Below are 15781 nucleotides of genomic sequence, written 5' to 3'. Positions count from 1 at the left end.
TACCATTTCCATATCATTTTGTGATATCGGATACACATGTACTTTAAAAATTATTTTTTCTCAACTTTTTATAATTGACTTATTTAAAATAAATAAGCCGGTTATACTTTACAGCTTCACATTATGAAAAAGACATCATTAATAGGAGGAATCAAGGAAAATTTTCCTTCAGGACTCGTGGTATTTTTAGTAGCACTTCCGTTGTGTTTAGGAATTGCTTTAGCATCAGGTGCTCCACCATTATCCGGTATTATTTCCGGTATCGTGGGCGGCCTGGTAGTAGGAATCATCAGTAATTCAAATATTTCAGTTTCAGGGCCTGCTGCAGGTCTTACAGCTATCGTTTTAACAGCAATAACAGATCTAGGTGCATTTGAACTTTTCCTTTGCGCAGGGATTATTGCAGGACTTATTCAATTGGTTTTAGGGTTTGTAAGAGCCGGAAGTATTTCCAACTATTTCCCGAATAACGTCATTGAAGGAATGCTGGCTGCCATAGGAATCATTATTATTTTAAAACAGATTCCGCATGCATTAGGTTTCGACAAAGATTATGAAGGTCATGAATCTATTTTTGATAATGGCCTGAACTTCGGATATTTTAATGAATTATTTGGAGCCATCCATCCGGGTGCCATTGTTATTACTTTAACTTCTGTAGCAATCCTTATCGCATGGGACAAAATCCACGTACTGAAAAGGATGAAAATGCTTCCGGGAGCATTGGTTGCCGTAATTGTAAGTATTCTTTTAAATCAGCTCTTTAAGATGTCCGGAAGTTCTCTGGCTATCGAAACCCAGCATTTGGTTTCTTTACCGGTTCCACAGTCTTTTGATGATTTTAAAAATCTGATTACAACGCCTGACTTTAATGGTTTTACCAATCCAAAAGTATGGATCGTGGGAGCAACCATTGCGATTGTAGCATCTATTGAAACTTTACTCTGTATTGAGGCTTCAGACCGATTAGACAGACAAAGAAGAATTACAGATACCAATCTTGAGCTTAAAGCTCAGGGAATCGGAAACCTTATAAGTTCTTTTATTGGTGGTCTTCCTATGACTTCCGTTGTAGTAAGAAGTTCTGCGAATGCCAATGCGGGAGCTACCTCTAAAATGTCAACTATTATTCATGGTGTATTCTTGCTGATTTGCGTACTTTCTATTCCTGTTATTTTAAATTTAATTCCATTGGCGACATTAGCAGCGGTATTAATTTTAGTAGGATATAAATTAGCAAAGCCGGCAACATTCAAACATTTCTGGCATTTAGGAAAGTTCCAGTTTATTCCATTTGTGGCAACTGTTGTAGCAGTAGTAGCAACAGACCTGTTAAAAGGTGTAGGAATTGGTCTTATGATCTCCGTTTTCTACATTCTGCAGGGAAATATGAAAAGAGCCTATTATTTAAGCAGAGAAAGACTGGATGATGCTGATGGAATCAATATTAAACTGGCTGAAGAAGTATCATTTTTAAATAAGGCAGCCATCAAAAAAACACTTAAAAACATAAAACCCAACTCTACAGTCATTATTGATGCGAAGAGCACTTCCTACATTGCAACCGATGTACTGGAAATGATTCAGGATTTTGCCAATATCCGTGCAAAGGAACAGGATATCAATGTAGAGCTTATAGGCTTTAAAACTTCATACAGAGATTACGAAAGAAGTGAGGATTCCCATATTTTGGTTACTCACAAAAGAGCTATGTAATCCCAATAATTAATTAATTTTTTTAACTTTAAATTCGAAAACAATAAAAATATGAAAGCACATACATACGAAACACAGTCAACTATTACTCCTGAGAAAGCATTAGAATTCTTAAAAGAAGGAAACCAGAGATTTGTAAACAACCTTAAGGCAAACAGAGACCTTCTTGAACAAGTGAATGCAACACGTGAAGGACAATGGCCTTTTGCAGTAGTTTTAAGCTGTATAGACAGCCGTACTTCAGCTGAACTTATCTTTGATCAGGGATTAGGAGATGTTTTCAGTATCAGAATTGCCGGTAACTTTGTAAACCAGGACATTCTTGGATCTATGGAATTTGGCTGTAATGTTGCAGGTTCTAAGCTTATTGTAGTTTTAGGACACACGAAATGTGGGGCTTTAAAAGGAGGTCTTGACGCTGCACAAATTGAAGGACTGGGAATGGATAACCTGAACCACCTGATCAATCACTTCAACCCTATCATCAATGAGATCATTGAAGAAAATGAAGAGCGTTCATCAAAAAACAGCTCCCTTCTTGAAAGACTTAATCACCAAAACGTAAAAAGTGCGATTGAAGATATCCGTAAGCAAAGTTCAACACTTAAAAACCTTGAAGCTGAGGGTAAAATTAAAATCGTTGGAGCCAACTATGACGTTGAAACAGGTGCAGTAACCTGGTTATAAGAAGTAAAACTCTTTATATTTCAATTATAATTTACAGAAAATGCCATCGGAATCCGGTGGCATTTATGTTTTATTATATATCATCATAAAATAAGATAATTATAAACCTATTTTGTCAATAAACTGGCTTAAACAGCAACATATTTCATTTCAAAGAGATTTGATTTTAATTATTGAAAAATAATTATAAATTCACATCCTCATAAACAGCTTGAACATAAAAACACATGATTTTCCCAGAAGCAAAAAAAGTTTACTTTTTTAACATTTCCGACACGAGCCCGGTAAGCAGTCCTGGATACAAAATTGTATCTGTAGCAACCGGTTTCCTTACCTAAGAAAAAATATTAAACATTAGCTTCACAAGGGCACTGTGAACAGCAATATGTGATTATAAAACTATATATTTTTTAAAACACAATTATGAAAAAAAAATTATTAAGCTTATGCATCGTTTTAGGAACTATGGCATTTGCGCAATCTACAGACAAACCTAAATTTGGTATTAAAGCCGGAGGTAACCTTTCTGATATATCCGGAAGTGATACCCAATCTAAAGTAGGATTTTATGCCGGAGCATTTATTACTATCCCAATTTCTAATGCACTCAGTCTTCAGCCGGAGATAGTTTACAGCAAGCAGGGGGCAAAAATAAAAGGTGATTATGAAATGGCCACCTATACAATAAAGAATATGAGGCAAAACCTTAGTTATGTGAATGTTCCTGTAATGCTTCAATATAACGCCACTCCTGAATTCTATCTGGAAGCCGGTCCGGAGTTTGGATTTCTTGTCAATGCACAGGCGAAAGGGGATATTAATGGACAGACTTATAAAGGTAATAATAAAGAATCATTCAGAACCTTTAATTTTGGAGCCGGAATTGGGTTGGGATACAGGTTTACCCCGAATATAGGAGTCAATATCCGTTATATTGCCGGTTTTACTGACACCTTACAGTCTGGATTTGGAGAAGCTTCAAAAAATACCAATTTCCAAGTAGGTCTGAATTATAGTTTTAAGTAGCAGAAGAATATTTTTAAATAGCCTGAGTTCGGGTTAAGCAAACTAAGATTGAAGGCGGGAAGCCGGAAGAAAGAGGATGGAGGTTATTATTTTTAGTTATAAGTAAATACTCTTAAAAAAGAGAAGATAGCCATTGATGATGATCTTCACACCTTCCTTCTTCCTTCTCCCAGCTTCAAGATCATCTAAATCAGGAATTCTTATCCCGAAATCAGGTTAAATACATCAAATAAATGACTGCCTTATTGTAAGGCAGTCATTCAATTTTATAAACTCTATTATAATTTCAGTTCTATTTTATCCCTTTCTGGAATTATTTCCCGTTAAAAGCAGACATTGTATTGTTCAATCCTGCAAATACGAATGAAAGACTAGCCTTAGCAGAAGTTTCAATTCTTTCTTGAAGCTTTTCAGATTCTTCTTCATTCCATGTTCCCAGAACATAATCAACCTGTCTTCCGGCAGAAAAATCCGCAGAGATTCCGAAGCGAAGTCTTGCATAGTTTTGAGTCTGCAATACTTCATTGATATTTTTAAGTCCGTTGTGTCCTGCATCAGACCCTTTTCCTTTCATTCTTAAAGTCCCGAAAGGTAAAGCGAGATCATCGGTAATGATCAGTACATTTTCCAAAGGAATATTTTCTTTCTGCATCCAGTATTTCACTGCATTACCGGAAAGATTCATATAAGTATCCGGTTTAAGGACAAAAACTTTTCTGCCTTTGTGCTTTCCTTCTGCCAACCAGCCAAAATTAGAGGTATTGAATGATACGTCAAGAGTTTCCGCTATTTTCTCAGCTACTTTAAAGCCTATGTTATGTCTTGTATTTTCATATTCCGAACCTTTGTTACCAAGCCCGACAATTAAATATTTCATCAGAAATTTTTTGCAAAATTAAGGTATAAAAAATAAAAAACTCAATCTTAGGAAAGATTGAGTTTGAATATTGTTAAAAATTCTTCTATTGTGGTTTATAGATATAATTAACGCCGTATCCTTTTGTCATGTAAGTCTGAGGATCGTAAACGTAATTGGTACTCTTCACAATCGGAGTTGGAATGGGTGGTGTAAGATCTGTTACCGACCATCTCTTAGGGTTGTTTGGAGATAAGATAAGACTTTCTTTGTCATTGATGATTGTAGATAATAATCTTGAAATTTTATATACATGTGGCAACAATGTGAATGGGCTTACCTGCTCATCATAAGCATAGTATTCGTAGCTATATTTTCCAGTAACAGGACCAAACGATCCACCGGTCATTGTTCCGTAGTTTCTTACTACTTTAGAGACATTGTCTCCTACATAAGTATAACCTGTTTTTGAATAATCTGTAAAATTAAGTGGAGCTCCTGGTACATCTGGTCCGTTTCTCATAATGATTGAATCCAGTTTTCCTGTAGCAGTACTGTATTTAACCTGATAAGCAGTTTTCTCTTTTTTCAGTAATGTCTGTGGTCCCACAGGCCCTCCAGGTATTACAGGCGGAGTTCTTCTGAAGGTTGAACGGTTTTCAGAAATAAGCTGCAGTTTGTTATTGTTTGCATAAGTGAATAATTGAGTGTATGATACACTGTCTTTATCCAGTTTTCCGTTTCCGTCTAGATCAAGGAAACCATTGAAATTAATCTGGCTGATTTTATCACCACTGTACATAATATCAGTGATAGAAGCACTGTCTGTGATTACTTTAGTCACAAGAAGTCCGCTGTACTGATATTCTGCGATAGTATCTTTATCTGTAATTTCTCTGTATAATGCTCTGGGACCGCTTAAGCCTCCTGTATTGTTAAGATCCAATAATGGATTTCCATCCTCATCCAGCATGTCCTTGCAGGAATGTATTGAGGAAAAACCTGCGATTAGTAAAATAAAATAGAAAATTTGCTTCATTTCCTTGTAATTGATTATTTTTTTGACAAATATAATTTTTTTTTGCCTAAAAATTAGATTATTATTTATATTCTGGTAAGATTAATAACTCTATTTCTTCTATAAGTTTTTATAGGTAAAAGTTACATTCTGATTTTTTTCAACAACCACATACCCTTGATTATCATAAGAATAACTTTGAGAGGTATTAACAGGAGTAGCTGGTGATGGCAATTCTATAAACATAGAAGTAGGATTGTTCGGAGATATTTTATAGAATTGAACAGGGTCGATCAGACTTCGCGTGATGAAATACACTGATGGCAGTGTAGAATATGGGCTTTTCTGAGCATCATAGTTTTGAAAACTAAACTTGCTTATTACCGCAGTACTCATATTCGGGTTTCCGTTGATATCCAACAGACCTTTGGAGCGAACGACCTGAATCACATTTTCTCCATTATACACAAAAGAATAATCAATAAATTTGTTATAAGCACTGATTCCTCCTTCTTTTCTCTTCTCAAGAATTTTAGTAAGCCTGCTGTTAACCGGATCATAGGTAAATGTATAGTCGCTTACAACAGAAGCAGATGGAGTTGCCCCCGTAGCGGTAGAAGTAGCGTTATAAATCTTTTTACCTGTAGCATCAGGAACGATATTAAATTCATAAGTAAGGCTGGATGCCGCTGAACTTACATATTTAATTTTAGTGATATTTTTATCGGTATACGTTACGGTTCCTGTATAATAAGCAGTTCCGGCAAAAGATTCATCTTTAGAGACAGCAGTCTGCAGATTTCCGGTTACAGCGGTTGTAGTATAATCTTCCTGAGAAACATTATTCGAATTTACCTTCGTTAAAATCTTTTTAGGAGGAGTTCCGTCATCCGGATTTGGGATGGATTCTGTGGGATCTGAGGTAGTATTACATGCTGTCAGCAGCCCAAGAAAAGCAATACCGGCAAATATTTTAAAAAAATAGTTTTTTACCATATAGAATTTTTTTAGCTTGTCCAAATATAATTCAATTTTCGATAATACACTTTACTTTATCTGAACAAATTCACAAGAAATAGACTTAATAAACAAAAAAAATCTAAAAACATAACGTTTTTAGATTTCCTATTATTGTATTATGATGAAAATTAATAAGGTTGCAATATGGATGTTGTCAAAACAGACTGTGACATATCGCTGTTGAGGAAGGTCGTATCCACTGCTCTTCCTATTCCAAGAGTTGTTCCTGAAATAGCTCTTTTTATACAGGCAACTTTAACAGAATATTGGTTTTTAGGAGTAAGATTAGTAAGAGTAGCATTAAGATTAAAAATCTTATAAGCACCGCTGTCTCCCAATAACACATCCGTTCTCACTGCTCTAAGGGCATTATCAACAAAAACTCCACAGGCAAAACTTGCAGAATTTGTTCCTGTTTTCTGAATCGTCGTCTGAAATGAGAAAGTAGCTTTATTCGTACCATTGGTTACAGAGAATGTATCCACAGTTCCAGGAATTACCGTCCACCCTCCAGTCAGGGCTTCCCCATCAGTATAAGGGTTAGTTGCCCCGCTACTTCCAGAAAAACTTACTCCGGTTTTATCCGAAACGGTGTTGATGGAAAACACAGACATACTTCCCTGCCCGTCGGCAATTTTAATAGATTTCCAGTCATTAGCGTCTAAATCCGTATTATTGTGAAATATGTCACCTGCTTCTCCGGCAGACCCTTTTAATACATCAGTACCTCCTGTTCTTAATTCTTTTCTGATATTGAGATCTCCGTTTACATCCAGCATATTAGTCGGATTAGGAGTATTAATACCCACTTGGGCATTTGTTGCAACAGCTACTAAAAGTGATGTTACAAATAATATTTTTTTCATAATCCGTCTTAGTTTATAATCGTGTTAAATACTTCAGGAACTTCATATACGTCAACTTTAAGAGAAGACTGTGAAATAAAGCTATTGATATTGCTATACACATTAGTTCCTATAGTAAGGGTATTTCCTGCACCTGAAGCTCCATAAGAGCCTAATCTTGTACAGGCAACGCTAACGGTATGATTACCCTGAGATAAATTATCTACAATCCCGATTTGAGTATGGGTAAGGAAAGGATATGAAGTGGTAATTGCCTTTAGATTTCTCTGTCTCAGGTTTACCAGTTTATTATCCACAAAAATACCACATGCATAATCTATGGAGTTATCTGTACTTCCTGCCGCCGTAAAATCTGCCTGTACAACCGTTTCAAACTGAAAATACGCCTTACTTTGAGTACTGTAAACGTTGATGGTTTGTGAAAGTCCGTTTATTATCTTAAAATTGGTAAGGGTACTATACTCTTTTCCTTTCGTAAAAGTTCCTCCTCTTGAAGCCATGCTTACCGAAGAGTTCTCTGAAGAAGAGAAAGTAATTCCTACTTTATCTGAAAAGGAATTGTTGTATATAAGATAAAATTTATTAGGTTCATATTCAGGAATACGAAGTGACTTCCAGATCGGAGCAAAGCCTTCTCCCTGAGACACAAGAAGCTGATCATTGTTCCCTTGAAAGATTGAGTTATCAGCAGCGTTCTGGACAGCAATTTTCTTTCTGAAATTCGCATCTCCGTTTACATCAAGTTTTGCCTGTGGAGCGTCTGTTTTTATTCCTATTTGAGCTGTTGCCAAAAGACCTATGCTAAGAAGCAGCGTTGATAATAGTTTTTTCATCATTAGTTGTTTTTATAGCTCACGTATTCGATAACATCCATTTTCATTGTAGATTCCAATGTAAAAGCACTGGAAGCACCATTTGAAGAATCTACATTTCGTCCAATAGTAAATTGTGAAGTAGAGCTTGATGTATCAATCTTTCTGCATGCAATTTCAATATTGTGAACTCCCACAGGAACGTTCTGCTCCGTATAATTAAGAGTAAAGATATAATCCTGAAGACCCGCTTTTCCGCTGTTGTTATTGGAAGCAATTCTATCCGGACGTACAGCTACCAATGCTCCGTTTCTGAAAACACCGCAGGCAAATCTGACACTCTGTATTGTGGTAGATGTGGATGCTTTCATTTCAATTCCTGTCTGGAACTGATAGGTAAGTCTGTTCTTTCCATTTTTGATGGTAAAAGTATTGTCGAGCCCGCCTATTTTTTTCCAATTACCTTTCGTGTTATCAGTAATGTTATCTCCCACGTTGTTCGTGTAGATACCATCACCAGCGATACCGTCCGTAAGTGAATTAATACCCGTTTGATCCGATGACAGATAAGAATTAATCAGCTTATACTGTCCCTCTTCCATAAAGGAAACATTCAAAGATTTCCACACAGGAGGCAAACCCTCACCCTGAGAAACCAAAACCTGGCCATTCAATCCGGCATCTCCAGCCTGAGTTGAACTACCGCCTACTCTAAGTTCTTTTCTTAAGGTGGTTTTTCCGTTCACATCAAGAACAGATTTGGGTTTTGCAGTACCTATTCCCACCTGTGCGTTAGCATAGAACGAAAAAAGTCCAGCCACGCAGCAATGTATAATTGTTTTCATAATTAAGGACTGCAAAGTTAAGCAACGAAGTCCAAAAAATTCCAGTTATACATCTATAAGCCTATAGAAATAAACATATTAGAGCATAGAATTAATAATACTAAAAAGTAGAATTATTACTACATAACTCTACTTTCCATGTATAAAAACAACAAGATAAGATCTCAAACCCTTACTGTACGGGACTTTGCGGGATTTCTTTTATCATTAAAAAGTGATTTTAGCCCCTTAAAAAGCGCCTTAATTCTCTTCAACAGGAATATTACAAAAGAAAAACATGATAACAATCACAAAAAAAACGTGTAAAAATTAATCTTTTTACACGTTTCTAATAATTTTTATGATATTATTTTCAGCAAATGGAAAATAAATTTAATCATGTTCAATAATTGCTTTCAACAACAGATTGACCTCATCTACATTTTTCACTCTTTCTTTCCTCATCATCAATTGATTACCTTCTTTTCCTGACTTCTCTTTAAGCTGGGCTTCAGCCGGATTTCGGGTCAGATAATTAATAATATGTCGGAATCTGTCTGTCTGATAAAACTTATCCTGAGGATTCCCCGGGAAGTATCCTAAAAACACTCCGTTTTTCATGACAATCTTTTCAAAACCGATATCAGAAGCAAGCCACTTCAAGGAAACACTCTTCAAAAGGTTGACAGCTTCTTTCGGCAATGCTCCGAAACGGTCAATCAGCTCCAGCTCAAACTGATGAAGGTCTGCTTCATTAGTAATTTCCGCAATTTTCTGATACAGCAACAGCCTTTCTTCTGTATTAGAAATATATGAATCCGGTAACATCAACTCTAAATCGGTATCAATATTGACATCCTTCACAGATTTGAAAAGTTTTTGTCTGTCTTCTTCATTTTCAAAAAGGCTTTCAAAATCAGCATCGTCTTTTAATTCTTCTAAAGCTTCCTGCATTAGTTTCTGATACGTTTCAAACCCCATTTCATTGATAAACCCACTTTGTTCAGCACCCAAAAGATCACCGGCACCACGAATCTCCAGATCTTTCATCGCAATCTGGAAACCACTTCCCAGATCTGAAAACTGTTCAATAGCTTCCAAACGTTTTCTGGCATCCGAAGTCATCATATCATATGGCGGAGTAATCAGATAACAGAATGCTTTTCTGTTACTACGTCCTACCCTTCCTCTCATCTGATGCAGATCTGCCATTCCAAATCTTTGCGCATCATTGATGAAAATAGTATTGGCATTCGGAACATCTACCCCACTTTCTACGATGGTAGTGGACACAAGAACGTCATATTTCCCTTCCATAAAATCCAGAACATTCTTTTCAAGCTGCTTCCCTTCCATTTGCCCATGTCCTGTAATCACTCTTGCATCCGGAACCAGCCTCTGAATAAGTCCTGCAATATCTTTCAGGTTTTCAATTCTGTTATTGATAAAGTAAACCTGCCCGTCCCTCTGAAGCTCGTAAGAAACAGCATCACGAAGCGTTTCTTCGTTGAATCCGATTAATTGGGTATCTACAGGCTGTCTGTTTGGTGGTGGTGTTTTGATAACGGATAAATCCCTTGCTGCCATTAACGAGAACTGTAAAGTCCTCGGAATAGGAGTTGCCGTAAGCGTCAGGGTATCCACATTATTTTTCAGAGTTTTCAGTTTATCTTTTACTGAAACCCCGAACTTATGTTCTTCATCAATAATTAATAAACCCAGATCTTTAAACTTCACCGAACTGCTTACCAATTGATGCGTTCCGATGATAATGTCTACTTTCCCGTTCTTTAAAGCCTCTAAAGTTTCCGATTTCTGCTTAGCTGTTCTGAATCTATTGACATAAGCAACGTTGACAGGAAAATCTTTAAGTCTTTCTTTAAAACTTCGGTAATGCTGAAAAGCAAGGATAGTAGTAGGAACCAATACCGCAACCTGCTTACCATCTGTTGCCGCTTTAAACGCTGCTCTGATCGCAACTTCCGTTTTACCGAAACCTACGTCACCACAAACAAGTCTGTCCATTACCGTATCCGCTTCCATATCTCTCTTTACATCTACGGTAGCTTTTTCCTGGTCCGGAGTATCTTCATAAATAAAGCTGGCCTCCAATTCGTTCTGCAGATAAGAATCCGGAGTATAAGCAAAACCTTTTGCCGTTTTCCTCTGGGCATATAATTGAATAAGGTCAAAAGCAATCTGTTTTACCTTCGCTTTTGTTTTCTGTTTTAAAGATTTCCAGGTTGGAGATCCAAGTTTACTCAGAACGATCTCTCTTCCATCCGGTCCGTTGTATTTCGATATTTTATGTAAAGAGTGAATACTTACATATAATAAGTCTCCATTTTTATAGGTCAGTTTGAAACATTCCTGAATCTTTCCGTCATTATTCACTTTCACCAATCCCATAAATTTCCCGATTCCATGATCAATGTGAGCAATATAATCTCCAATTTTCAGAGACATCAGGTCTTTCAGGGTAAGCTGCTCAGATTTTGCAAAAGTATTTTTCGCTTTATATCTCTGATAACGGTCAAAGATCTGATGATCCGTATAAACCAGCAGTTTGTGTCCGTTATCTACAAATCCTTCATGAAGTTCAGATTTAAAACTTTTAAATGGAAGCTCGTGTTCAAGCTCTTCAAAGATAGATTCCAGTCTTTCTTTCTGTTTTTCTGTTGAAAAAGAAATCCAGGTATCAAATCCTCCATTCTGCTTTTCTTCAATATCTTCAATCAGTAGTTCAAAGTTTTTATGAAAAGAAGGCTGTGGAAGCTGTTCCATTTTAACTTCGGTTACTTCTTTTAACCCTTCAATGATTACTCCTCCAAAATCAACCGTTTTGAATTTTTTATAATCGAAGAGAAATTCCTGATCAGAAATAAAAAGTTCCTGCGGGGTTCTGTGGGCAATATCTTTACTTAATGTATCGTACTTTTCCAAAGACTTTTCGTAGAATGTTCTGATCTTCTGCATTCCCACCATTCCGTTTTTAGAAACTACAAAACTTTCTTTAGGCAATAGCTGCAAGAGAGAAACCCTTGTTCCCGTTACTGAAAAATTCATGTTGGAAACCAACTGGAAATCCTTTACTTTATCTACCGAAAGCTGTGTTTCGATATCAAAAGTTTTAATGCTTTCCACTTCATTCCCAAAGAAGGTAATCCTGTATGGCTTTTCATATGAATAGGAAAACACATCTACAATTCCTCCTCTCACTGAAAATTCTCCCGGTTCAGAAACGAAATCAGCCTGCTGGAAATGATAATGATTAAGCAGTTCGTCCACAAAATCAAAATCCAGCTGATCTCCCACTTTAATATGATGAGAAATTGCTTTGAAATCTTCTTTTTTCAAAACCTTTTCAGATAAAGCACCAGCATAAGCCACAATCACTTTCGGAGATCTTCCGGAATTGATTTTATTAAGAACCTCAGTTCTTAACACCAGATTGGCATTTTGAGTCTTTTCTACCTGATAAGGTTCAAGATGGGTTGCCGGAAAATACAGCACTTTATCCTTACCCAGAAGATCTTCCATCTCTGTATTGGCATACAATGCATCTTCCTTATCATCTACCAGATAAAGAATATTCTTCTTCTGAACCAAAAAGAGCTCAGCTACAAAAATAGAAACTGAAGATCCTGCACTTCCTTTTACAGCAATATGCTGACTGTTTTCTAACTGGGTAAAAATTTCTTTCCCAAACTCTTTCTGCATAAGGTCTGGAAGGAACTTTTCATTGATGGATTTTAACTGCATAAATAGTAATGGTATAAACGACAAAAGCGATTTCGGGAGTTTTCCGAAACCGTTTATTGCTATACAAAGGTACGGATATTTTTTTCTTTGTTTCAAAAACAGAGCAACTTTCAGATTTAAAATGAAGCACTTAGGCAATAAATCTTAATTTTTTACAATTTTATCTAATAACCTGTTAAAAAAATTCAAGTATTCGCCCATGGCATAGTGTTTGGGACTTCCTGCCTAACCAAACATTAAGAATAGTATTATGAAAAAAGCAATTAAAATCTTAGGAGTGATGATGCTGTTGGTATTTACCGCAGTATCTTTTTCGTCGTGCAGTAAAGATGACGACCCTGTAAACAATGAATTTTTTGCAGGAACCTATAAAGGAAGTGTTTCTTATAAAGATGGAGGCTCTACCAATATCAGCACAGATAACGGAAGTGTATTTGTAACGAAGATCGCCAGCGGCACCAAGTATAATTTCGCTTTCTCAAACAGCATTCCGGATCTTAACGGAATAGAGTTTAATCAGGAAGGAGATCATACGCTGGTGATGATTGGTTCTACAGCAACCTCTTATATCAGAATTGATAACAATGTTTTAAAAATTCTGTATGTCAAGGATGGCAAAACGTGGACAGCCAATTGTACGCGCTAGCCATGTCTATTTATATATTATTCAAGCCTGTCTTTATTTTTGAAGACAGGCTTTTTCATTGTAAATGAAGTGTTTTAATTTTTTTTTAAGCTGTAATAAACTTTAGTTAAGTTTGAAAATCTCAATTTTCTAGCCTGCTTTTTGTATATCTTTATTCAACAAAAAACAAACAATAATTCTTATGAAAAAATTCTTATCTGCAATGTCTTTGATCCTTGGATTAGGACTTGCCACTGCTCAGCAGACTGCTCCCGCTACAGGTGCTACGGCACACCCACCTGTAAAAGCAACTACAGCAAAAGCTGTTAAACCAGCTGAAGTAAAAGCTGCAAAACCGGCAATGGATGCAAAAGCGGCGAAGCCTGCACAACCGGCTGCTAAAATGAAAAAAGACGGCACTCCGGATAAGAGATATAAAGAAAACAAACACCTGAAAAAAGACGGTACTCCCGATAAAAGGTACAAAGCAAACAAATAAGCATAACATTAACATATAGTTGTTATTTTCATAATCAAATTTCGAAAAGCCGGTGGAACTTGTTCCATCGGTTTTTTTATGTGAAGCTTCGTAAAAAATGATTCCAGATTCTCTACTTATTTATAAATTTGACCCATGTTAAACTTCTTCAAGAAAAATGCGGCGCTGATCTGGGCAAAGAAACATGTTCAAAAAGCGGAGGATTTCAAAAAAAATGCTGAGAAAAACCAGGAGGACTTACTACTTTCTCTAGTGAACACAGCTCAAAAAACTCTTTTTGGGCGGGAACATGATTTTGAAAACATTCATTCTGTAAAAGAATTTCAGGACAGAGTTCCTGTAGCCGACTATGAAGATCTGAAACCTTATATTGAAAGAGTTAAAAAAGGTCAGGCTAATATTTTATGGACAGAAACTCCTGAATATTTTGCCAAAACTTCGGGAACAACTTCCGGATCTAAATATATTCCGATTTCCAAGGAAGGAATGCCTTTTCAGATAGCCGGAGCTCAAAGTGCTTTATTTCATTATATCAGTAAAAAGAATAACGCTGATTTTGTGAATGGAAAAATGATTTTCCTTCAGGGCAGTCCGGAACTGGAAGAAGTATTTGGGATAAAAACAGGAAGACTTTCCGGTATTGTAGCCCATCATATTCCTAATTATCTTCAGAAAAACCGTCTGCCAAGCTGGGAAACCAATATTATGGAAGACTGGGAAACCAAAGTAGATAAAATCATTGAAGAAACGGAACATGAAAACATGACACTGATCTCAGGAATTCCGCCATGGCTGATCATGTATTTTGAGAAGTTGACAGAAAAACATGATAAAAAGATCAAACAGCTTTTCCCCAATCTGCAGCTTATTGTAACCGGAGGAGTCAACTATGAACCCTATCGTGATAAAATGGAAGAGTTATTGGGAGGTAAAGTAGACATTGTTCAGACTTTCCCTGCTTCTGAAGGTTTTTTTGCTTTTCAGGATGATTATACCAAAGAAGGACTACTGCTATTGACCAATCATGGAATTTTCTACGAATTCATTCCTTTGGAAGAATATGGTAAGCCTGGAGCAAGGAGATTAACATTAAAAGAAATCGAACTTCATAAAGATTATGCATTAATTCTTACGACTAATTCCGGGTTATGGGCCTATTCTATCGGAGATGTTGTAAGATTCATCAGTAAAGATCCGTACAGGGTTTTGGTAAGCGGGAGAACCAAACATTTCACCTCCGCTTTTGGAGAACATGTGATAGCATTCGAGGTAGAAGAAGCTTTGAAAGCGACTCTTGAAAAATATCCTGCGCAGATTACGGAATTCCATCTGGCACCACAGGTAAATCCCACAGAAGGACTTCCTTACCACGAATGGCTGATTGAATTTGAAAAAGAGCCTGAGCATTTAGAAGCATTCAGAGATGAACTGGATCAACAGCTTCGGGCAAGAAATACATATTACGATGATTTGATTTCAGGAAATATTTTACAGAAATTACAGATTACGAGGCTTAAAAAAAATGCTTTTCATGAATATGCCAAGTCCCAGGGAAAATTAGGCGGTCAAAACAAGACTCCGAGATTGGCTAACGACAGAAAGATTGCAAATCTGTTAGAAATTTACAAACTTTAATCATTTTTTTTCAATTCCAAAAACGTATATTCGAAAAAAATTATAAATTTGAAAAACTAAAAGAAAATAATGAAAGCATCTGTACTGTTGAAATCGTCTTTACTAACATCTTTATTTGTTATTACATCTTGTGCTACTACAAAATACAGCGAAGATATTTCAAAAAACAACTACTCTAATCTTGAAGCCGGAAAAGTATATAAAGTAACTATGAGAGACGGCTCTCCGAAGCAGACCATCTTATTCAGAAACGTCGTTGGTGAAAATCTTGTAGGTACAGCCGGTAAAAAAGACAGTACAGAAGTAATTATTCCTAAATCCAATGTAGCCGCTGTAAAAGACAGAAGAAAGGCAAGAATTGCCGCAGGAGCTACAATCATTGGAGCAGCAGGTGTTGCAGCCATCGTATTGAGTTCATCAAGAGCTGACTAAAAT

Annotated in this window: 14 protein-coding genes; 7 read left to right on the top strand and 7 right to left on the bottom strand. The window is 36.4% G+C overall.

Annotated features, from left to right (window positions below):
• Positions 1-123: 123 nt before the first annotated feature.
• The 3 genes from ACKTTZ_RS09870 to ACKTTZ_RS09860 all read left to right on the top strand — a co-directional run bounded on the left by ACKTTZ_RS09870 (position 124) and on the right by ACKTTZ_RS09860 (position 3429).
• Positions 124-1716 (top strand): SulP family inorganic anion transporter, encoded by a 1593-nt coding sequence (locus ACKTTZ_RS09870; protein ID WP_034691485.1) that lies wholly within the window; start codon positions 124-126, stop codon positions 1714-1716.
• Between the two features lie 51 nt (positions 1717-1767).
• A complete protein-coding gene (locus tag ACKTTZ_RS09865) occupies positions 1768-2403 on the top strand; it encodes a carbonic anhydrase (protein ID WP_034691487.1) in 636 nt (211 codons plus the stop codon).
• A 423-nt stretch (positions 2404-2826) separates the two neighbouring features.
• Positions 2827-3429 (top strand): porin family protein, encoded by a 603-nt coding sequence (locus ACKTTZ_RS09860; protein ID WP_253316372.1) that lies wholly within the window; start codon positions 2827-2829, stop codon positions 3427-3429.
• Between the two features lie 313 nt (positions 3430-3742).
• On the opposite strand, the gene pth is transcribed toward ACKTTZ_RS09860, so the two are convergent.
• The 7 genes from pth to mfd all read right to left on the bottom strand — a co-directional run bounded on the left by pth (position 3743) and on the right by mfd (position 12587).
• Positions 3743-4306 (bottom strand): aminoacyl-tRNA hydrolase, encoded by a 564-nt coding sequence (pth, locus tag ACKTTZ_RS09855; protein WP_407848582.1) that lies wholly within the window; start codon positions 4304-4306, stop codon positions 3743-3745.
• Positions 4307-4391: 85 nt separating this feature from the next.
• Positions 4392-5324 carry a hypothetical protein gene (locus ACKTTZ_RS09850; RefSeq protein WP_034691494.1) on the bottom strand — a complete coding sequence of 311 codons (933 nt, stop codon included), beginning with the start codon at positions 5322-5324 and terminating at the stop codon, positions 4392-4394.
• Positions 5325-5423: 99 nt separating this feature from the next.
• Positions 5424-6299, bottom strand: a complete 876-nt coding sequence (locus ACKTTZ_RS09845; protein ID WP_034691496.1) for a hypothetical protein — start codon at positions 6297-6299, stop codon at positions 5424-5426.
• Positions 6300-6451: 152 nt separating this feature from the next.
• Positions 6452-7189 carry a hypothetical protein gene (locus tag ACKTTZ_RS09840; RefSeq protein ID WP_034691498.1) on the bottom strand — a complete coding sequence of 246 codons (738 nt, stop codon included), beginning with the start codon at positions 7187-7189 and terminating at the stop codon, positions 6452-6454.
• 8 nt (positions 7190-7197) lie between these two features.
• Positions 7198-8025 carry a hypothetical protein gene (locus tag ACKTTZ_RS09835; protein WP_034691499.1) on the bottom strand — a complete coding sequence of 276 codons (828 nt, stop codon included), beginning with the start codon at positions 8023-8025 and terminating at the stop codon, positions 7198-7200.
• The gene (locus ACKTTZ_RS09830) at positions 8025-8846 is read right to left on the bottom strand and encodes a hypothetical protein (RefSeq protein ID WP_034691501.1); all 822 of its coding nucleotides are present in this window, start codon (positions 8844-8846) and stop codon (positions 8025-8027) included. The genes ACKTTZ_RS09835 and ACKTTZ_RS09830 overlap by 1 nt, the downstream gene beginning before the upstream one ends.
• 372 nt (positions 8847-9218) lie before the next feature.
• Positions 9219-12587, bottom strand: coding sequence for a transcription-repair coupling factor (gene mfd / locus ACKTTZ_RS09825; protein WP_253316371.1), 3369 nt, complete (start codon positions 12585-12587; stop codon positions 9219-9221).
• A 250-nt stretch (positions 12588-12837) separates the two neighbouring features.
• Between mfd and ACKTTZ_RS09820 the strand changes: the two genes are divergently transcribed.
• From ACKTTZ_RS09820 to ACKTTZ_RS09805, 4 genes are all read left to right on the top strand, one after another.
• Complete coding sequence (locus tag ACKTTZ_RS09820; protein ID WP_089692803.1) at positions 12838-13233, top strand: hypothetical protein; 396 nt, start codon at positions 12838-12840, stop codon at positions 13231-13233.
• Between the two features lie 181 nt (positions 13234-13414).
• Positions 13415-13711, top strand: a complete 297-nt coding sequence (locus ACKTTZ_RS09815) for a hypothetical protein (protein ID WP_034691510.1) — start codon at positions 13415-13417, stop codon at positions 13709-13711.
• A gap of 135 nt (positions 13712-13846) precedes the next feature.
• On the top strand, positions 13847-15346 hold the full coding sequence (locus ACKTTZ_RS09810; RefSeq protein WP_407848578.1) for a GH3 auxin-responsive promoter family protein: 1500 nt from the start codon (positions 13847-13849) through the stop codon (positions 15344-15346).
• Positions 15347-15415: 69 nt separating this feature from the next.
• A complete protein-coding gene (locus tag ACKTTZ_RS09805; protein ID WP_034691515.1) occupies positions 15416-15778 on the top strand; it encodes a hypothetical protein in 363 nt (120 codons plus the stop codon).
• The last annotated feature ends 3 nt before the right edge of the window (positions 15779-15781 follow it).

Source organism: Chryseobacterium sp. KCF3-3 (genome assembly GCF_045865955.1).
In the GTDB taxonomy this organism is placed as follows: domain Bacteria; phylum Bacteroidota; class Bacteroidia; order Flavobacteriales; family Weeksellaceae; genus Chryseobacterium.
Note: the sequence above shows the minus strand (reverse complement) of the source record. Positions and strands in the feature narration are given on the sequence as shown.